The 19,130-nt window shown below is 70.5% G+C and carries 19 protein-coding genes; 12 read left to right on the plus strand and 7 right to left on the minus strand.

The features are described from left to right. Positions 1 to 158: 158 nt before the first annotated feature. The 6 genes from AC07FA_RS25605 to AC07FA_RS25630 are packed head-to-tail and all read left to right on the plus strand — an operon-like array spanning position 159 to position 5,667. Positions 159 to 1,310, plus strand: a complete 1,152-nt coding sequence (locus AC07FA_RS25605; RefSeq protein ID WP_479078529.1) for an MFS transporter — start codon at positions 159 to 161, stop codon at positions 1,308 to 1,310. Next, positions 1,307 to 3,631 carry a molybdopterin oxidoreductase family protein gene (locus AC07FA_RS25610; protein WP_479078530.1) on the plus strand — a complete coding sequence of 775 codons (2,325 nt, stop codon included), beginning with the start codon at positions 1,307 to 1,309 and terminating at the stop codon, positions 3,629 to 3,631. The genes AC07FA_RS25605 and AC07FA_RS25610 overlap by 4 nt, the downstream gene beginning before the upstream one ends. Positions 3,632 to 3,638: 7 nt before the next feature. Beyond that, positions 3,639 to 4,241 carry a 4Fe-4S dicluster domain-containing protein gene (locus tag AC07FA_RS25615; protein ID WP_479078531.1) on the plus strand — a complete coding sequence of 201 codons (603 nt, stop codon included), beginning with the start codon at positions 3,639 to 3,641 and terminating at the stop codon, positions 4,239 to 4,241. Continuing rightward, on the plus strand, positions 4,238 to 4,996 hold the full coding sequence (locus AC07FA_RS25620; protein WP_479078533.1) for a Rieske (2Fe-2S) protein: 759 nt from the start codon (positions 4,238 to 4,240) through the stop codon (positions 4,994 to 4,996). The genes AC07FA_RS25615 and AC07FA_RS25620 overlap by 4 nt, the downstream gene beginning before the upstream one ends. Beyond that, positions 4,993 to 5,415: a hypothetical protein gene (locus AC07FA_RS25625; protein ID WP_479078534.1), complete on the plus strand. Its 423-nt coding sequence runs from the start codon at positions 4,993 to 4,995 to the stop codon at positions 5,413 to 5,415. The genes AC07FA_RS25620 and AC07FA_RS25625 overlap by 4 nt, the downstream gene beginning before the upstream one ends. Positions 5,416 to 5,436: 21 nt before the next feature. Further along, a complete protein-coding gene (locus tag AC07FA_RS25630) occupies positions 5,437 to 5,667 on the plus strand; it encodes a hypothetical protein (RefSeq protein ID WP_479078536.1) in 231 nt (76 codons plus the stop codon). A 79-nt stretch (positions 5,668 to 5,746) separates the two neighbouring features. Here the strand turns inward: AC07FA_RS25630 and AC07FA_RS25635 are convergent, their stop codons facing one another. Both AC07FA_RS25635 and AC07FA_RS25640 read right to left on the minus strand, forming a co-directional pair. Next, the gene (locus tag AC07FA_RS25635; protein WP_479078538.1) at positions 5,747 to 6,280 is read right to left on the minus strand and encodes a large conductance mechanosensitive channel protein MscL; all 534 of its coding nucleotides are present in this window, start codon (positions 6,278 to 6,280) and stop codon (positions 5,747 to 5,749) included. 113 nt (positions 6,281 to 6,393) lie between these two features. Next, positions 6,394 to 6,906 carry an RcpC/CpaB family pilus assembly protein gene (locus AC07FA_RS25640; RefSeq protein WP_479078539.1) on the minus strand — a complete coding sequence of 171 codons (513 nt, stop codon included), beginning with the start codon at positions 6,904 to 6,906 and terminating at the stop codon, positions 6,394 to 6,396. 73 nt (positions 6,907 to 6,979) lie between these two features. Here AC07FA_RS25640 and AC07FA_RS25645 point away from each other — a divergent pair, with 73 nt between their 5' ends. After that, positions 6,980 to 7,105: a hypothetical protein gene (locus AC07FA_RS25645; RefSeq protein WP_479078540.1), complete on the plus strand. Its 126-nt coding sequence runs from the start codon at positions 6,980 to 6,982 to the stop codon at positions 7,103 to 7,105. A 155-nt stretch (positions 7,106 to 7,260) separates the two neighbouring features. Here the strand turns inward: AC07FA_RS25645 and AC07FA_RS25650 are convergent, their stop codons facing one another. The 4 genes from AC07FA_RS25650 to AC07FA_RS25665 form a co-directional block, all read right to left on the minus strand. Further along, the gene (locus AC07FA_RS25650; protein WP_479078541.1) at positions 7,261 to 8,154 is read right to left on the minus strand and encodes an S-methyl-5'-thioadenosine phosphorylase; all 894 of its coding nucleotides are present in this window, start codon (positions 8,152 to 8,154) and stop codon (positions 7,261 to 7,263) included. A gap of 101 nt (positions 8,155 to 8,255) precedes the next feature. Then, positions 8,256 to 8,612, minus strand: a complete 357-nt coding sequence (locus AC07FA_RS25655) for an FmdB family zinc ribbon protein (protein WP_479078543.1) — start codon at positions 8,610 to 8,612, stop codon at positions 8,256 to 8,258. Positions 8,613 to 8,678: 66 nt separating this feature from the next. Next, positions 8,679 to 9,959 carry an MFS transporter gene (locus AC07FA_RS25660; protein WP_479078544.1) on the minus strand — a complete coding sequence of 427 codons (1,281 nt, stop codon included), beginning with the start codon at positions 9,957 to 9,959 and terminating at the stop codon, positions 8,679 to 8,681. Between the two features lie 304 nt (positions 9,960 to 10,263). Next, the gene (locus AC07FA_RS25665) at positions 10,264 to 12,030 is read right to left on the minus strand and encodes a potassium/proton antiporter (RefSeq protein ID WP_479078795.1); all 1,767 of its coding nucleotides are present in this window, start codon (positions 12,028 to 12,030) and stop codon (positions 10,264 to 10,266) included. A 276-nt stretch (positions 12,031 to 12,306) separates the two neighbouring features. Between AC07FA_RS25665 and AC07FA_RS25670 the strand changes: the two genes are divergently transcribed. Further along, positions 12,307 to 15,057, plus strand: a complete 2,751-nt coding sequence (locus AC07FA_RS25670; protein ID WP_479078546.1) for a penicillin acylase family protein — start codon at positions 12,307 to 12,309, stop codon at positions 15,055 to 15,057. Here the strand turns inward: AC07FA_RS25670 and AC07FA_RS25675 are convergent. Beyond that, positions 15,044 to 15,655 carry a 5-formyltetrahydrofolate cyclo-ligase gene (locus AC07FA_RS25675; protein WP_479078547.1) on the minus strand — a complete coding sequence of 204 codons (612 nt, stop codon included), beginning with the start codon at positions 15,653 to 15,655 and terminating at the stop codon, positions 15,044 to 15,046. The two genes, AC07FA_RS25670 and AC07FA_RS25675, sit on opposite strands and share 14 nt — an antisense overlap. A gap of 94 nt (positions 15,656 to 15,749) precedes the next feature. On the opposite strand from AC07FA_RS25675, the gene galU reads away from it, so the two are divergent. The 4 genes from galU to AC07FA_RS25695 all read left to right on the plus strand — a co-directional run bounded on the left by galU (position 15,750) and on the right by AC07FA_RS25695 (position 19,128). Beyond that, on the plus strand, positions 15,750 to 16,652 hold the full coding sequence (gene galU / locus AC07FA_RS25680) for a UTP--glucose-1-phosphate uridylyltransferase GalU (protein WP_479078548.1): 903 nt from the start codon (positions 15,750 to 15,752) through the stop codon (positions 16,650 to 16,652). A gap of 4 nt (positions 16,653 to 16,656) precedes the next feature. Next, positions 16,657 to 17,967 (plus strand): molybdotransferase-like divisome protein Glp, encoded by a 1,311-nt coding sequence (gene glp / locus AC07FA_RS25685; RefSeq protein WP_479078549.1) that lies wholly within the window; start codon positions 16,657 to 16,659, stop codon positions 17,965 to 17,967. A gap of 124 nt (positions 17,968 to 18,091) precedes the next feature. Then, the gene (moaC, locus tag AC07FA_RS25690; RefSeq protein ID WP_479078550.1) at positions 18,092 to 18,592 is read left to right on the plus strand and encodes a cyclic pyranopterin monophosphate synthase MoaC; all 501 of its coding nucleotides are present in this window, start codon (positions 18,092 to 18,094) and stop codon (positions 18,590 to 18,592) included. Continuing rightward, the gene (locus AC07FA_RS25695) at positions 18,589 to 19,128 is read left to right on the plus strand and encodes a MogA/MoaB family molybdenum cofactor biosynthesis protein (RefSeq protein WP_479078552.1); all 540 of its coding nucleotides are present in this window, start codon (positions 18,589 to 18,591) and stop codon (positions 19,126 to 19,128) included. Before moaC ends, AC07FA_RS25695 begins: the two co-directional genes overlap by 4 nt. Positions 19,129 to 19,130 lie beyond the last annotated feature (2 nt).

Consider the following 19,130-nt stretch of genomic DNA (forward strand, 5'->3'; position numbering starts at 1 on the left):
CTTCTGGCCGCTTCCTCGATTGCTCCCTCGGCCGCCTCCCGGGCGCCGCCCCGGGGTGCGGGTGCGTGCGAGAGGGCCACCGGACGTCCCTGCGACGCGCTCACCCACCGAACGCCTAAAACAGGGCCAATCGCCCCATACGGTCATACGGTGGCCGGGTGACCGAGCCACCAGAAGCTTCCGCGGAGCAGCCCGCCCCCGGTGCCCGTACCGGATCTCCCGTCGCGTCCGGCGCCCTGCCGCCCACCACCGGCGGCGCGGGAGATCCCGAAGCCGTGGCCGGCCCCCGGTCCGTCACCGCACGGGCGACCGCGGCCGGTGCCGCCGTCTCCGTTCTGCTGATCATCGGGATCGTGTTCGGCAGCCGTATGCTGCGGAACTTCGACTCGGCCCTCCTCCCGTACGCCGTCGCCACCGTCTTCCTCGCCTTCGGCGTCGCCTACCGCTACACGGTCTGGATCTCCGCCCCCGGCGCCCGGCGTCTGTTCACCCAGGGCCGGCGCAGCCTCTTCTCCCTCGACAACTTCCGTAAGGCCCCCACCGCCCTGCCGAAGATGATCGCCACCTACCTGGGCTTCCAGAAGTTCCTCGGCGCCCGGTCGCACGCCCGGTGGGCCGCCCATCAGCTGATCTTCTGGGGCTGCATTCTGGCCTCCCTGATCACCTTCCCGCTGACCTGGGGCTGGTTCACCTTCACCTCGGGCAACGGCTCGGGCCCCGGCTACGAGATGCGCATCTGGGGCTTCAAGGTCCTCGGCTTCGACGCGCTGAACATCCTGGGCTGGCTGATGTTCCACGGTCTGGACATCGCCGCCGTGCTCGTCATTCCCGGCGCCTCGTACTTCCTCTGGCGCCGGATGAAGGACCGCGGCGCCATCACGGGTCAGCGCTTCGCCTACGACCTGGTGCCGCTGATCGCGCTCATCGTCATCTCGGTCACCGGACTGCTGCTCACCTTCTCCTCGATCTTCCTGCACGGCGGCGGCTACGAGTTCCTGGCGATCCTCCACATGGTCTCGGTGGTCTTCACCCTCATCTACATCCCCTTCGGGAAGTTCTTCCACATCGTGCAGCGCCCGGCGGCCGTCGGGATGCAGCTCTTCAAGTACACCGGCCGCCAGGACGACAAGGTCTTCGTCTGCCGCCGCTGCGCGGAACCCATCGACACCGCTCCCTACGTCGAGAACCTGCGCGGCACCATGCGCGACCTCCGCCTCGGTTTCGACGAGTGGGCCGAGTACTGCCCGCGCTGCAAGCGGGTGCTGCGCGGCAGCGCCTATCTCTCCCAGGTCAAGAAGGGCTTCAAGTGACCGCGGACCCGCCGGCCGCCGACCGTCGTACGGTCGTCCCCCTCGATCCCTCGCTCGCGCCCCCCGGCACCCGGGGCTTCCGCGACGCGGGCGGGATCCCGGCCGACCAGTGGCACGCCGACCAGAACGGCGAGACGCTCGTCCCCACGCACTGCTGCTTCTGCGGGGTCCAGTGCGGGATGTATCTGCGTGTCGACCGCGGCGGCAAGGTCTTCGGCGTCGAACCCCGCAACCACGACATCAACCGGATGCGCCTGTGCCCGAAGGGCATCAACGCCTACCAGCAGGTCAACCACCCCGACCGCCTCACCGCCCCGCTCATGCGCCGGTCCCGTGACGAAGCCTTCCGGGAGGTCTCCTGGGACGAGGCGCTCGACTTCACGGTCTCCGAGATCAAGCGCATCCAGCTGGCCCACGGCAACGACGCCTTCGGACTGCTCGGCGGCGCCAGCCTGTTCTCCGAGAAGACGTACCTGGTCGGCAAATTCGCCCGGGTCGCGCTCAAGTCCCGGCACGTCGACTACAACGGGCGCCTGTGCATGGTGAGTGCCGCGGGCGCCAACAAGCTCGCCTTCGGCATCGACCGGGCCGGCAACCCCTTCTCCGACATCCTGCTCACCGACTGCCTGCTGATCGCGGGCTCCAACATCGGAGAGTGCTTCCCCGTGATGACCCAGTACGTCTGGGGAGCCCGGGACAGAGGTGCCAGCCTGATCGTCGTCGACCCGCGCGAGACCGCGATCGCCCGCACCGCCGACATCCACGTCGCACTCAAGCCCGGTACCGACTCCGCCTTCTTCAACTCCGTACTCCACGTCGTCGTCGAGGAGGGCCTCACCGACACGGCGTATCTCGCCGTCCACACGACCGGCTGGGACGAGGTCCGCGCCAAGGCCGCCGCATATCCGCCCGCCCGCGCCGCCGAGATCTGCGGCATCCCCGCCGAACAGATCGTCCAGGTGGCCCGCACCTTCGCGCGTGCCCCCAAGGCCATGGCCTGGCACGCCCGGGGCATCGAGCACCATTCGCAGGGCGTCGAGAACTGCCTCACCGTGATCAACCTCTGCGCGGCCACCGGCCACATCGGCAGACCGGGCGCCGGCTACGGCACCATCACCGGCCAGGGCAACGGCCAGGGCGGCCGGGAGCACGGCCAGAAGTCCGACCTCCTGCCCGGCGGCCGCTCGATCACGAACGAGGAGCACCGCCGGCAGATCTGCGAGATCTGGGGCATCGAGGAGTCCGAACTCCCGCAGGCCGGCACCTCGATGATGGAAATGGTCTGGCAGATGCAGCGCCGCGAGATCCGGGGTCTGATCGGCATCTGCAACAACCCCTTCGTCTCCCTCCCCCACTACAAGGTGGTCAAGGAGGGATACGACGCCACGGAATTCCACGCCCAATTCGATTTCTTCCTTTCCGAGACAGCTGCCAACGCCCATGTCGTCTTCCCCGTCACCACCTGGGCCGAGGACGAAGGGGTGATGGCCAACGCCGAGGCCCGCGTGGTCAAGCACAACAAGGCCCAGGACCCGCCCCCCGGGGTACGGACCGACACCTGGGTGATGTGCGAGCTCGCCCGGCGACTCGGCGCGGGCGACAAATTCGCGTTCGCCGACTCCCGCGCGGTCTTCGAGGAACTGCGCGTCGCGTCCGCCGGCACGGTCAACGACTACTACGGCATCACCTACGAACGGCTGGAGGAGACCGGCGGCATCGCCTGGCCCTGCCCCTCCACCGACCACCCCGGCACCCCCCGGCTCTTCGAGGACGGGAAGACCTACCACCCCGACGGCAAGATCCATATGCAGGCCGTCGAATGGCACCCGCCGATGGACCCGTACGACGACGAACACCCCATGTCACTGACCACCGGGCGCACCGTCGCCCACTTCCTCTCCGGCAACCAGACCCGCCGTCTGGGCGCCCTCGTCGAACAGACCCCGCGTCCCTGGGCGGAGATCCACCCCTCCCACGGCTTCCGCAACGGCGAACCCGTCCGCGTCGTCACCCGGCGCGGCAGCGAGGTCTTCCCCGCCCTGGTCACCGAGGCGATCCGCCCCGACACCGTCTTCATCCCCTACCACTGGCCGGTCCCCACCTCGGCCAACGCCCTGACCATCGACGCGCTGGACCCCCGTTCCAAGATCCCCGAGTACAAGGTCTGCGCCTGCCGCATCGAGCACGCCACGCAGATCGACGAAGTCCCCGCGCCGCCCGTCGCCCCCGGGCATGTCGCCTACCCGGAGACCCAGGTCTCCCGTACTGATCCGTTGCCGCCGACGGCTCCCCAGGGCCGCGGCACATCGGAGAGGAGCTGAGGCCCGCATGATGGGCAAGACGATCTTCATCGACCCCGGGCGCTGTATCGGCTGCCAGGCGTGTGTCTCGGCCTGCCGCGAGTGCGACTCGCACCGCGGCAAGTCGATGATCCACCTCGACTACACCGACGAGGGCCGGTCGGTCGCCTCCCTTCCCACGGTCTGTATGCACTGCGAGGACCCGGTCGCCCCCTGTGCCGAGGTCTGTCCCGCCGACGCGATCCTGGTGACCGCGGACGGGGTGGTGCAGCAGGCCGACACCAGCCGCTGCATCGGCTGCGCCAACTGCGTCAACGCCTGCCCCTTCGGTGTCCCCAAGATCGACCTCGGGGCGAAGCTCCAGATGAAGTGCAACCTCTGCTACGACCGCACCGCCTACGGCCTCGCCCCCATGTGCGCCACCGTCTGCCCCACGGGCGCGCTCTTCTACGGAACGGTCGAGGAGCTCCAGGCGGAGCGCCCCGGAGTGCAGGTCGCCGACACCTTCGTCTTCGGCGAGACCGAGGTCCGCACCGGGGTCGCCATGGTCGTCCCCGCCGAGAAGGTCCAGTGGCCCGTGCCCGGCGGTCTCCCCGTCGTCGAGATCAACGGTAAGGACGTCCGCCGATGAGCGTCACCGACCAGGAGCCCGGCGGCCGCCCCCGTACCGGCGACGAGCGCGACGCCCTGCACGACAGGATCGCCGCAGATTCCCTCACCACCCGGCGCGACTACCTCCGGATCGTCACCACCGTCTCCGGCGGTCTCGCGATCGGCGGGATCGGGGTGGCCGGCGGCATCCTGCGCCGCCACGGAGACGAGGCGGACGGCAAGCAGCCGGACCCCAAGCTGGTCACCCAGCAGCTCCTGCCCGGAGAGTCCATCGCCTTCCGTTACCCGGGGGACGAGGACCGGGCGGTCGCCGTACGACTCAACGACGGCACCCTCGTCGGCTACTCCGCGATCTGCACCCATCTCGCCTGCGCCGTGCTCTGGCGCAAGGACCGGGGTACGGAGGGCGAGCTGTACTGCCCCTGCCACGAGGGCGTCTTCGATGCCAGGACCGGTGAGGTCACCGCGGGCCCGCCCCCGCGCGGACTGCCCAAGGTGGTGGTCACCGAACGGACCGACGGGAGCGTGTGGGCCATCGCCACGACCCGCTCCGGCGAGAGCATCGAGGACGGTCTGTGCCGGCAGATCGGCAAGGACGACCCCGGCCTCGCCGCCCGTATCGGCTGCCCGGGCACCGGGGGCGGCGCCGAGGCGCCCCTCCCGCCCGCGTCACCGAGCCCCGGTCCCCGGTCCGGACCCGGGAGCGGGGCGGGGGGTGCCGCGCCGTCCCGTACGGAGGCCACCGAAGCCGAAACCTCTGGCAGGCGGACATGACCGAACCCCACCGGCCCCCCGACCCGCAGAGCCCGCAGCCACCGCGGAGCCCCCAGCCGCCGCAGAGCCCGCGGTACCCGGAGTACCACCCGGGCAGCGCCCGCCCCGAGCTGAACCGGCCCGTCCACGAGCGGTATCCACAGATCCGCCCCACGAGCGGATACGGCGACCCGCGCGTCCGCCACACGGGCCCGGGGCCGGGTGCCGGAACCGACCAGGAACCCGAGCGTTCCTCCAAGCTGACCGCCCGGCTGACTCTCGCGATGACCGTGGTCATCGGCCAGCTCTGGGGTCTGACGGTCGTCGTCGACGAGTGGATGGAAGGCAACACCGGCACCGCCTGGTGGGGTGCGGGCTTCCTCTGTCTCTCGTTCCTCGTGGTTCTCGGGCTGTGGCTGCTTGACCCGAAGGACCGTTGACCACCGCCGTATCCTGGAGATATGAGCACCGCCCCCGCCCACGGACCGCGAGATTCGAAGCCGCAGCAGCAGCCGCAGGAACAGCAGCCGCCACAGGAGCCCGAACCCAAGCCGGCTCTCGTCTTCGACGATCCGTTGGACCGGCAGTCCTCGGACGATACGGACCGAGGGTGGGGTGAGCGGGCTCCGAGCGGCGGCAGCGCCGCGGATCTGGCGCGCTTCCTCGACGAGAAGCCGCCTCACCACATCTGAGCCCCGCCGCCGCGCCCTCCCCCCTCGGCGGGGGCGGACCGCGAACTCTCGGCCGGGGCGGACCGCGCCGACCGCCGTACTACTCGTCGGCAGCCCTGCCGCCCGTCGCACCGCCGCCCGTCGCACCGCCGCCCGTCGCACCGCCGTCCGTAGTCCCGCCGTCGGCCCCGCCGCCGCGCTGCGCGACAAGCGCGTCCCGGATCTCCTTCAGCACCTCCAGCTCGCTGACTTCCAGCGTCTCCCGCACGCCCCGCATGGCCGCCCGCCTTGCCAGATACTTCGCCATCGGCAGGACCATCAGGAAGTACACGACGGCGGCCGTGATCAGGAAGCTGAGCGCCGCGCTGAGCACCGAACCCCACAGGATCTCGATGCCCTCCGTCTCGCCCGTCGCCGGATTCGTGGTGCAGGGGTTTTTCAGGCAGGAGGTGTACTCCTCCAGGCCCTGCGTACCGAACGCGCCGACCAGCGGGTTGATGAGGCCCTTCACCACCGCGTTCACCACATTGGTGAACGCCGCTCCGATGACGACCGCGACTGCCAGATCGATGACATTGCCGCGCGCCAGAAAGGCTTTGAAGCCGTCGAGCAGACTGACCTTCTTCTCGCTCATGAGGGGGACGTCCTTCATATGTGCCGTAGGGGGAGCGAACTGCTCCGCAACCTAAGGCGCCAGAAGGTGACGCTGTCCAATTCATCTTTTCCAGCACGTGGGGTGATGGAACGTCAGTGCGCACGGCTCACCGCCACGGCCAGTCGTCCCGAGGCCCCGGCACCGGCCAGCGCGGTCGCGGTGGCACGCTGCACGGACAACACGACCAGCGCGCCGCCGGAGTCCGGCCCGTCCGCAGTCGTGCCCTGCGGCCGCCGCGGCACGGACGCCACCCGCACCCCCTTCGCCACCACGCGCGCGTCGGCGCCCGCGGCGTCGGCGGCGATCACATCGACGCGGTCGCCGGGCCGCAGCAGCCGGACCGTCGCCGCATCGGCGATCCGGACCGGCGCCGACACCAGGTGCACGGCGCGCTCCGCCGCCCCCGGCACGGCCACCGCCCCCTCCGCGTTGCCCGGGCCCGGGGCACCCAGCCCCGAAGCGGCCAGCGCGGCAGCGGTCAGCGCGAGCCCCGCCGCCATCGCGCGGCGCTGTCTGCGCAGCGCCCGCCGCAGCCGGTGTGCGCCTCCTCCGCGCACCCGCAGGGGAGGGAACGGCGGCACCCCGCACGGCGTGGGAGCCGCCACCGGCAGCCACGGGTGCCGCGCGTGGTCCTGCCTATCGGCCGCGGAGAGGGACGGAATCGCCGTGGACGTGGGCGTGGACGTGGATGGGGACGTGGATGTGGACGTGGACGTGGGCGGAATCGACGTGGACGGAAACATGGACGGGGACATGGCTGCACCACCTGCCGTGACGGACATCCGCGCGGGACGTCCGGAGTGAACAACGAGGGGAGCCCGGCGGGCCGACCCCGCCGAACTCCCCTCACGATCCACCGTCCCGAGAAATCCTGCTGAGCCCTGTGGACAGCGCACAGCTTGTGGAAATCCCTGACACCCACACCCGTCACACCGGCCACACGGCCGGGCCCCGCACCGCTACGGCAGCTCGATCCCCGTATCGATCCCGGCCAGCGCGTGCGTGCAGGCGCAGTCGCGGTCCGCGGTCTTCGGCAGCGCCGACACCGCGTCGAACAGCACAGTCCGCAGCCGGTCCACATTGGCGGCGAACACCTTCAGCACGTCCCCGTGGGAGACGCCCTCACCGGCCTCGGCGCCCGCGTCCAGGTCGGTCACCAGCGTCATCGTGGTGTAGCAGAGCGCCAGTTCACGGGCGAGCACGGCCTCGGGGTGCCCGGTCATCCCCACCACCGACCAGCCCATCGCCGCGTGGAAGCGGGACTCCGCCCGGGTCGAGAAACGCGGCCCCTCGACGACCACCAGCGTTCCGCCGTCCACGGCGTCCCAGTCACGTCCGCGCGCTGCCGCGAGGGCGGCCTTGCGCCCATGGGGGCAGTAGGGATCGGCGAAACCGAGGTGGACCACGTTCGGCTGCGCGCCGTCGGCCCGGACCTCACCGTCGTAGTACGTCTGCGCGCGTGCCTTGGTGCGCTCCACCAGCTGGTCCGGTACGAGCAGCGTCCCCGGCCCGTACTCCGGACGCAGTCCGCCCACCGCGCACGGCGCGAGCACCTGGCGCACCCCGACCGAGCGCAGGGCCCACAGATTGGCCCGGTAGTTGATGCGGTGCGGCGGCAGGTGGTGGCCGCGTCCGTGGCGGGGCAGGAACGCGACACGGCGTCCGGCCACCTCGCCCAGGAAGACCGAGTCACTGGGCGGCCCGTAGGGAGTGTCCACACGGACCTCGGTGACGTCCTCCAGGAAGGAGTACAGCCCCGAGCCACCGATCACACCGATGTCCGCGCCCGACGAGGCGTCACTCGGCGACGCGTCCCCTGCCCCTGTTCCTGTACCAGCTTCTGCGTTAACCATGTGGTCACACTAGGCCCCTGCGCACCGTGCGGGGGCCAAGACGAAGACCCCGCCGATCCGATGATCGACGGGGTCCCGTTGAAGCATGTCCGTACGAGGGCTCAGGCTGCCGACGTACCACTCGACGAGGCCGACGCGGACGAAGCCGGCGCGGACGACGAGGAAGAGGACGACGAAGACGCCGTCGACTTTGAATCCGAACCCGTCGAGGACGACGACGAGGACGAAGCGGAATCGGACGCCTTCGAGGGCGACGAAGCCGGCGTGCTGCTCGACGAGGAGCCGCGGCTGTCGTTCCGGTAGAAACCGGAACCCTTGAAGACGATGCCGACCGCCGAGAACACCTTCTTCAGGCGTCCCTCGCAGTTCGGGCACACGGTCAGGGCATCATCGGTGAACTTCTGCACCGCCTCGAGGCCCTCGCCGCATTCGGTGCACTGGTACTGATAGGTCGGCACTTGCTCCTCCTGGCACTCTCACTCAATGAGTGCTAACGACACTCCATACTGACGTATTCCGCTCGATCAGTCCACCGTGACCGGCTCGCGGTGACCGACACCACGTGCCACCAGCCGTCCGGACGCATGCGGGGTGAGCCGCGAGCGCAGCGCCAGCAGGGTCGCCAGCGCCAGCACGGTCCCCACCAGCGGCACCACGAATCCGGTGCTCGCACCGTGGCGGTCGGCGAGCTGTCCGGCCACGGTCACCGCGCCTGCCTGGCCGAGCGCGACCGCGCCCGTCAGCCAGGTGAACGCCTCGGTCCGCGCGGACGCCGGAACGAGCGCCTCGACCAGGGTGTAACCGCTGATCAGCGCCGGTGCGATGGAGAGACCGACGAGCAGTCCGAGCCCGGCGAGCAGCGGCACGGAGTGCACGGCCCACAACCCGGACGCGGTCAGCGTCAGGGCCACGTATCCGACGATCAGACGACGCCGGGGGCTGCTCTTCCAGACGATGGCGCCGCACGCGATCCCGGCCAGCATGTTGCCGGCGGCGAAGACCCCGTACAGCAGACCGTTCACACCCGGACGGCCGATCTCCTCGGAGAACGCGGTCAGCGAGACCTGCATTCCGCCGAAGACCGCGCCGATCCCGAGGAAGGTGATCGCGAGCACCCGGACGCCCGGTACCGACAGCGCGGACCTGTGCGGGGCCGCGGCGGTGGCGGCGCTTCGCGGGGCGGGCTGGGTGGAGCGCTGGGCCGCGAAGAGCAGGCCGCCGACCAGGGTCAGCGCGGCTTCCGTGAGGAGGCCGGCCGCCGGGTGCACGCCGGTGCACAGGGCGGTGGCGAGAACCGGTCCGACGACGAACGTGAACTCGTCCGTGACCGATTCGAAGGCGGCGGCCGTCGCCATCAGCGGGGAGGCGGGGCGGCCGGGCGCGGCGCCCAGTACGGCGGCCCAGCGGGCCCGCACCATGGGCCCGACCTGCGGGATGGAGGCCCCGGTGGGGACGGCGGCGAGGAACAGCACCCACAGGGGCGCGTCGGCCAGCGCGAGCGCTGTCAGCGCCCCCACGGACGCGGCGTGCACCACGACACCGGGCAGCAGGACGGCCCGCTGGCCGAAGCGGTCGGCGAGCTTGCCGCCCTGCGGTGCGAACAGCGCCATGGAGACGCCGGAGACGGCCGCCACGGCGCCGGCGCTGCCGTACGAACCGGTGGTGTGCTGCACAAGGAGCACGATGCCGATGGTCAGCATCGCGAAGGGCTGCCGTGCGGCGAAGCCCGGAAGGAGGAAGGTCCACGCACCAGGGGTGCGCAGCAGTTGCCCGTAACCGGGGCGGTCGGAGACCGTGGACGCCACGGTCCTTGCCTTTCTGCCGCCTGGTGGCTTCGCTCCTGCGGCACGTCCGCCACGCATGGTGCGTGGCTCGTGCGGGAGCTGCCGAGAGCTGTCCTCTTCGCGCGGAACTGCGGTAGATGCCGGGCGGCTCGCTACAGAGGCGAAGGGACGCCACGACCGCCATACGGTCGCGCCAGCTCTGCGTCAGGCAGAGGTGGTCGATCGGGTTGGTCGATCAGGTTGGTGGATCGGATTTCCTTCATGCTACAGGCAGCGGCACCTGTACGCCTGTGATTGCGCACAGGTGCCGTGGCTGGACCTGTGATCAGTGGTGCGCCTTCGTGGAGTCGGACTGCTTGCCGCCCGATACGGCTCCGATGCCCTTGACGAGCTTCTTCGCCAGCTTCGACAGATGCGGCACCTTCGCACCGCCGACCCGCGTCGACCCGCCGGAAGGCCCCGACCCGCCGGTCCCACCGGAGCCGCCGGACCCTCCTGAGCCGCCCGAGCCTCCGGAACGCCCGGACCCGCCGGAGCCTCCGGAACGCCCGGACCCGCCGGAGCCTCCGGAACGCCCGGAGCCTCCCGGACCGGGCCGCCCCGGCCCGCCACGGACCCTGGAGCGCACTCGGGTCCCGGAGCCGCGCGGTTTCCCGGGTTCGCCACCGGCCCCCAGCCAGCCGGCCAGCTTGCCGCCCTCGCCGACCGCCCGCAGCCGCGCCTCGGCGGCGTCGCGTACCGGATCGGTCGCCACCACTAGCAGTTCGTCGCGGCGGCGCAGCACGGTGGACGGTGCCGGTACGAAACTCGTGCCGTCCCGGACCACGAGGGTGACCGCGGCCCCGGCGGGCAGTCTCAGTTCGCCGACCTCCACCCCGTGCATCTTCGACTCGGCCGGGATCGCGACCGACAGCAGGTGCCCGCGCAGCCGTTCCAGGGGCGCCGACTCGATGCCCAGGTCCGCCGCTTCCGACGGATCGTCGGAGATCTTCAGTGCCTTCGCGAGCCAGGGCAGGGTCGGCCCCTGGATCAGGGTGTAGACCACGACGAGGACGAAGACGATGTTGAAGACCCTGGTGCTGCCGTCGATTCCGGAGACCATGGGAATGGTCGCCAGCACGATGGGCACGGCGCCGCGCAGTCCGGCCCAGGACATCAGCGACTTCTCGCGTTTCGGCAGCCTGAACGGCGCCAGGCTGACGAAGACGGAGAGCGGGCGCGCCACCACGGTCAGGACCAGGCCCACCACCATCGCGGGCCAGAAGTCGTCGGCCAGGTCGTGCGGCGTGACCAGCAGGCCGAGCAGCACGAACATGCCGATCTGGGCCAGCCAGCCGAGCCCGTCCGCGAAACCGCGGGTGGCCGGCCAGTGCGGGAGCTTGGAGTTGCCGAGGACCATCGCCGCCAGATAGACGGCGAGGAAGCCACTGCCGTGCGCCAACGCGCCCGCGGCGTACGCCGAGACGGCGATGGCCATCACGGCGATCGGGTACAGGCCGGAGGCGGGCAGCGCCACATGACGCAGTCCGAAGGAGCCGAGCCAGCCGACCGCGAGGCCGATGGCCGCGCCGATCACCAGCTCCAGGGCTATCTCGCCGACGAGTACGTACCAGTGCTCCACGGGGCCGACGGCGGAGAACGCCACCACGAGGATGACCACGGGGGCGTCGTTGAAGCCGGACTCGGCCTCCAGGACACCCGTGATCCGGGACGGCAGCGGCACCTTGCGCAGGACGGAGAAGACGGCGGCGGCGTCGGTGGACGAGACGACCGCGCCGATGATCAGTGCCTGCCGCCACTCCAGGCCGACGAGGTAGTGCGCCCCGGCCGCGGTGACACCCACGCTGATGCCCACGCCGACGGTCGACAGCACCGCGGCCGCCGGCAACGCGGGACGGACTTCCTTCCACTTGGTGCCCAGACCGCCCTCGGCGAGGATGACGACAAGTGCGGCGTAGCCGATCACCTGCGTCAGTTCGGCGTTGTCGAAGTGGACGTCGAAGATGCCGTCCTGCCCTATGGCGACACCGATGCCGAGGTACAGGAGCAGGCTGGGGAGCCCGCTGCGGGACGAGATCCGCACCGCCGCCACGGCGACGAGCAGCACGAGTGAGCAGACGAGCAGGAGTTCGTTGAGCGTGTGGACTGTCAGTGTCCGTCCCTTCCCTGCGTGTGCCTGCCGGACCGGTCGCCGGTGGTCGGTACTTCGTTACCTTACCTAATCTTTAACGCTTTCTTGATGCGTTCGAGTGTTCGTGCGAGCAGTGCGCATATGGATGCATCTCCATACCGCGTCCGAGTGGCTTCCACGCTGCGCCTATGGTTGCTCCTGCACTCCCAGGACCACCCTGCCCCTCGAAGGACAGCGATGCCCGCCAACACAACCGCCTCTTCCGGTTCTTCCGATGCGAAGAAGCCCGGCAGGAAGAAGGGGCGACGCGCCCGCCTGCTCGTGATCGTCCTGGTGCTGGCGCTTGTCGCGGGTGTCGGCTACGGCGCGTTCTGGTCCGTTTCCACGGTGCGGGCCTCCTACCCGCAGACCACCGGCTCGATCGAACTCGACGGTCTCGACGCCGACGTCGACGTCAGACGCGACAGTTACGGAATCCCGCAGATCTACGCGGACTCCGACGCCGACCTCTTCCGCGCCCAGGGCTTCGTCCAAGCCCAGGACCGCTTCTGGGAGATGGACGTCCGCCGTCACATGACGTCCGGCCGGCTCTCCGAGATGTTCGGCTCCGGCCAGGTGGAGACGGACGCGTTCCTGCGCACCCTCGGCTGGCGCCAGGTCGCGCAGAAGGAGTACGACACCGTCCTCGACGAGTCCACCAAGAAGAACCTCCAGTCGTACGCGGAGGGTGTGAACGCGTACCTGAAGGGCAAGGGCGGCAAGGACCTCTCCGTCGAGTACGCGGCGCTGGGGCTGACCAACGACTACAAGCCCACCGAGTGGACCCCGGTCGACTCGGTCGCCTGGCTGAAGGCGATGGCCTGGGACCTGCGCGGCAACATGCAGGACGAGATCGACCGCTCCCTGATGACCAGCAGGCTGAGCGCGAAGCAGATCGAGGACCTGTACCCGGACTACCCGTACAAGAAGCACCAGCCGATCGTCGGGCAGGGCGCGATCTCCCCGGTCACCGGGGAGTTCGACCCGGCCGCCGAGCCCTCGGACAACATCGGCTCCGGTGCCGGCACCGCGGCGGGCGCCACCCAGGGCCTCAGCACCCAGCTCTCCTCGCTCGCCGACACCCTCGACGAGATCCCCGCGCTGCTCGGCCCGAACGGCAGCGGCATCGGCTCGAACTCCTGGGTGGTCTCCGGCCGGTACACGACCACGGACAAGCCGCTGCTCGCGAACGACCCGCACCTGGCGCCGATGCTGCCCTCGCTCTGGTACCAGATGGGTCTGCACTGCCGGACCGTCTCGGCGTCCTGCCAGTACGACACCGCGGGCTACACCTTCTCCGGGATGCCCGGGGTCATCATCGGCCACAACCAGGACATCGCCTGGGGGCTCACCAACCTCGGCGCCGACGTCACCGACCTCTTCCTGGAGAAGGTCTCGGGCGACGGCTACCAGTACGACGGCAGGGTGAAGCCCTTCGTCACCCGCGAGGAGACCATCAAGGTCGCGGGCGGCAAGGACCGTCACATCACCGTCCGCGAGACCAACAACGGCCCCGTGGTCTCCGACCGGAGCAACGAGCTGGAGAAGGTCGGCCAGAAGGCCCCGGTCACCAACTCGGCCCCCGACCGCGCCGAGGGATACGCGGTCGCCCTGAAGTGGACCGCGCTGCAACCGGGCAGGTCCATGGACGCCGTCTTCGAGCTCAACCGCGCCAAGGACTTCAAGACGTTCCGGGCGGCGGCCGAGCACTTCGAGGTGCCCTCGCAGAACCTCGTGTACGCCGACACCAAGGGCAACATCGGCTACCAGGCCCCCGGCACGATCCCGGTCCGCGTCAAGGGTGACGGCACGCTGCCCAGCCCCGGCTGGACCTCGGAGTACGGCTGGGAGAAGGAGCCGATCCCCTTCGACGAGCTGCCCTACGAGTACAACCCGGAGCGCGGCTACATCGTCACCGCCAACCAGGCCGTCATCGACGAGAAGTACCCCCACATGCTCACCAAGGACTGGGGTTACGGCGCGCGCAGCCAGCGGATCAACGACCTGCTCGCGAAGAAGATCGACGGCGGCGAGAAGATCTCGACCGACGACATGCAGAAGATGCAGATGGACAACAGCAGCGCGATCGCCGCCCTGCTGGTGCCCAGGCTGATGAAAATCAGTGTCTCCGACAAGCACGTCCGGGAGGCGCAGAAGCTGCTGGAGGGCTGGGACTACACCCAGGAGTCCGACTCGGCGGCCGCCGCCTACTTCAACGCGGTCTGGCGCAACATCCTCAAGCTGGCCTTCGGCAACAAGCTTCCCAAGGAGCTGCGCGCCGAGGGCGACTGCCTCAACGTTCCGCCGGCCAAGAGCACGGGCCCGGTGGACGAGCGGAAGAGGCTCGTACGCGAGTGCGGTCAGCGTGACCCGGACTCCGCGCAGCCGGACGGCGGCGACCGCTGGTTCCAGGTCGTCCAGAACCTCGTGGAGGACCCGGACAACGAGTGGTGGAAGGTGCCCAAGAAGGGCCGGGAAGAGGCGCTGGACAGCCGCGACGACCTCTTCGGGCGCGCCATGGAGGACGCCCGCTGGGAGCTGACCGCCAAGCTCGGCAAGGACATGTCCACCTGGAGCTGGGGCCGGCTGCACCAGCTGACCCTGAAGAACCAGACCCTCGGTACCGAAGGCCCCGGCCTTCTCCAGCGGGCCCTCAACCGGGGCCCGTGGAACCTGAGCGGCGGCGAGGCCGCGGTCAACGCCACCGGCTGGAACGCGGCGGGCGGCTACGAGGTCGTCTGGGTGCCCTCCATGCGGATGATCGTGAACGTGGGGGACTGGGACAAGTCCCGCTGGATCAACCTCACCGGTGCCTCCGGGCACGCGTTCAGCTCGCACTACACCGATCAGACCGACAAGTGGGCCGACGGGGAACTGCTCGACTGGTCCTTCGGTACCGACGCGGTGAAGCGGTCCACGGTCGACCACCTGACGCTCAAGAAGCCCTAGGGGCTCCTCCGGTGAAGCGCCGCGCTCCGGCCGGCGTCACCACAGCGTCCACGGGGTGGTCGTGCGGTTCCTCAGGGACCCGCGCGACCACCTCGTTCGCGTACAGCAGGACCACCAGCGCGGGATGCGCCCCCGCCGCGGACAACCGGGCCAGCACCCGGTCGTAACTGCCGCCCCCGCGCCCCAGCCGCATCCCGCGCCCGTCCACCGCCAGACCGGGCAGCAGGACGGCGTCCGCGTCGAGGACGGCGGCGGGCCCGAGGCGTACGCCGTCCGGTTCGAGCAGTCCGCGGCCCGCCCGGACCAGATGGTCCGGTCCCTCGTACGCCGCCCAGTCCAGGTCGTTGTCGGGGAGGAGCACCGGCAGCAGGACCCGTACGCCCCGCGCGCGCAGCGTGTCGATCAGTGCCCGGGTCCCCGGCTCGCGCCCCACGGACACGTACGCGGCGACCGTCCGGGCGGCGGCAAGCTCCGGGAGCTCCCGTGCCGAGGACGCGAGAGCGGCGCCGGCGTCCTCGACGTGCTGTGGTGTCAGGAGCGCGCGGGCGGCGAGCAGTTCGCGTCGCAGGGACGCCTTTCCTGAAGTTTCATCATTCAACGGGCACTCGCACTATTCTCGTATGGGTATAAATGAGTACAAAGTTAACCGGACGCTCATCTTCCGCCCATGTGCACCCGTTAAGGTTCTGCGCATGACTCAGTCGCTCCCCAGGATCAGCAAGGCCGTCATCCCGGCCGCAGGTCTCGGCACCCGTTTCCTGCCGGCCACCAAGGCCACTCCCAAGGAGATGCTGCCGGTCGTCGACAAGCCCGCGATCCAGTATGTCGTCGAAGAGGCGGTGGCGGCCGGTCTCTCCGACGTGCTGATGATCACCGGCCGCAACAAGCGTCCCCTTGAGGACCACTTCGACCGGAACTACGAGCTGGAGAACGCGCTGACCCGCAAGGGTGACGGCGAGAGGCTCTCCAGGGTCCAGGAGTCCAGCGACCTGGCCACCATGCACTACGTCCGCCAGGGCGACCCGCGCGGCCTCGGCCACGCCGTGCTCTGCGCCGCGCCGCACGTCGGTGACCAGCCGTTCGCCGTTCTCCTCGGGGACGACCTGATCGACCCGCGCGACCCGCTGCTCGCCCGGATGATCGACGTCCAGGAGCGTGAGGGCGGCAGCGTCATCGCTCTGATGGAGGTCGACCCCGCGCAGATCCACATGTACGGCTGCGCGGCCGTGGAGCCCACCGCCGACGGTGACGTCGTACGCATCAGCGGCCTCGTGGAGAAGCCCGACCCGGCCGACGCGCCCAGCAACCTCGCCATCATCGGCCGGTACGTCCTGGACCCGGCCATCTTCGCCATACTGCGCCAGACCGAGCCCGGCCGCGGCGGCGAGATCCAGCTCACGGACGCGCTCCAGCTCCTGGCGGAGGACGAGAAGGCCGGCGGCCCGGTGCACGGAGTCGTCTTCAAGGGCCGCCGCTATGACACCGGTGACCGCGGCGACTATCTGCGTGCCATTGTCAGACTCGCGTGCGAACGTGAAGACCTGGGGCCGGACTTCCGGGCCTGGCTGCGCAGATATGTCACCGAGGAGATGTAACCCCGTGAGCAGCACGATCTGGTCGGTGGACGAACACCTGGACGACATCCTGGGCTCGGTGAAGCCGCTCGAACCCATCGAGCTGCAACTGCCCGACGCCCAGGGCTGTGTCCTGGTCGAGGACGTCATGGTGGAGGTCGCACTGCCGCCCTTCGACAACAGTTCGATGGACGGCTACGCGGTCCGGATCGCCGATGTCGAGGGCGCGAGCGAGGAGTTCCCCGCCGTCCTCACGGTCATCGGTGATGTCGCGGCGGGCAGCGAGGGGCTGACCGGCGATCAGGTCGTGGGCCCGGGACAGGCCGCCCGCATCATGACCGGCGCCCCGCTGCCCGCGGGTGCCGAAGCGGTGGTGCCGGTCGAGTGGACCGACGGCGGCACGGGCGAGGGCCCGGCAGCCACCATGCGCGCCCACAGCGACGCGCCCGAAGGCGCGAGCGGCGAGGTCCGGGTCCACCGCCCCGTCGAGGCCCGCGCCCACGTCCGGGCCAGGGGCAGCGATGTGCAGCCCGGCGACCTGGCCCTGCGCGCGGGCTCGGTGGTGGGACCGCCGCAGATCGGGCTGCTCGCCGCGATCGGGCGGGCGACGGTGAAGGTGCGCCCGCGCCCCCGCGTCGTCGTCCTGTCCACCGGCAGCGAACTGGTGCAGCCCGGTGAGGAGCTGACCGGCGGCCAGATCTACGACTCCAACAGCTTCGCGCTGACGGCCGCCGCCCGGGACGCGGGAGCCATCGCGTACCGGGTGGGTGCCGTCGCCGACGACGCCGAGACGCTGCGGGCCACGATCGAGGACCAGCTGATCCGCGCCGACATCGTCGTCACCACCGGTGGCGTCAGCGTCGGCGCGTACGACGTGGTCAAGGAGGCCCTGTCCTCGGTGGGTGACGAGGACGAACCGGGCAGCGGCATCGAGTTCCGCAAGCTGGCCATGCAGCCCGGCAAGCCGCAGGGATTCGGCTCGATCGGCCCCGACCACACACCCCTGCTGGCGCTGCCGGGCAACCCGGTCTCCAGTTACGTCTCCTTCGAGCTGTTCGTCCGGCCCGCGATCCGCACCCTGATGGGCCTCGACGACGTCCACCGGCCCACGGTGACCGCGAGACTCGCCATCGACAAGGCGCTGTCCTCGCCGGCCGGCAAGCGCCAGTTCCTGCGCGGGACGTACGACGCGGACGCCGGCACCGTCACCCCTGTCGGTGGTTCCGGATCGCATCTGATCGCCGCGCTCGCCCGGGCCGACGCGCTGATCGTGCTGCCCGAGGACGTCACCTCCGCCGAGCCCGGCACGACGACCCAGGTCGTCCTGCTCCGCTGACCCGCGCCCGGTGGCGGTACGGTATCTGCCGCTGTGCCTTCCGGGGGACACCCCCCGGACCCCCGGCCCGCACCACGGTGCGGGCCGAGCGGGCAACCGGCGCCCTACCGCTAGGCGGAGTTCAGTGAGTACGCAGAACAGGCTGACGCACATCGACGAGGCGGGCGCTGCCCGGATGGTCGACGTGTCGGACAAGGACGTCACCACGCGCGTCGCCCGGGCCAGCGGCCGGGTCCTCGTCTCCCCGCGCGTCATCGAACTGCTCAGAGGTGAGGGTGTCCCCAAGGGGGACGCGCTCGCCACGGCCCGGATCGCCGGAATCATGGGCGCCAAGCGCACCCCGGACCTGATCCCGCTCTGCCACCCGCTCGCCGTCTCGGGTGTCAACGTCGATCTGAGCGTCGCCGACGACGCGGTGGAGATCACCGCGACGGTGAAGACCACGGACCGCACGGGCGTCGAAATGGAGGCCCTGACCGCCGTCTCGGTCGCCGCGCTCACCGTCATCGACATGGTCAAGGCGGTCGACAAGGCCGCGGTGATCACGGACGTCAGGGTCGAGGCGAAGTCGGGCGGCAAGTCCGGCGACTACCGGCGCCAGGCGCCGGAAGGAGCGGAGGCATGACCGGCTCCGACTCCGGCTCCGGCTCCGGCCGGGCCGCCGCGGCCCCGTACCGCGCCCTCGTGGTCACCGCGTCGAACCGCGCGTCCGCCGGGGTCTACGCCGACAAGGGCGGCCCGATCATCGCCGAGGCCCTCACCGGGCTCGGGTTCACCGTCGAGGGACCGCAGGTCGTCCCGGACGGCGACCCGGTGGAGGCGGCGCTCCGCGCGGGAGCGGCTGCCGGGTACGACGTGATCGTCACCACCGGCGGTACGGGCATCTCGCCCACCGACCGCACCCCCGAGGCCACCCGCCGCGTGCTCGACCACGAGATCCCGGGCATCCCCGAGGCGATCCGGGCCGAGGGCCGCGACAAGGTCCCCACCGCCGCGCTCTCCCGCGGCCTCGCGGGTGTCGCGGGCCGCACCCTCGTCGTGAACCTGCCGGGCTCCACCGGTGGCGTACGCGACGGACTCGCGGTCCTGGGCCGGATCCTGGTGCACGCCGTCGACCAGCTGCGCGGCGGCGACCACCCCCGACCGGGGAGCCCGAGCTGAAC

The sequence above is a fragment of the Streptomyces sp. NPDC045968 genome (genome assembly GCF_056430475.1).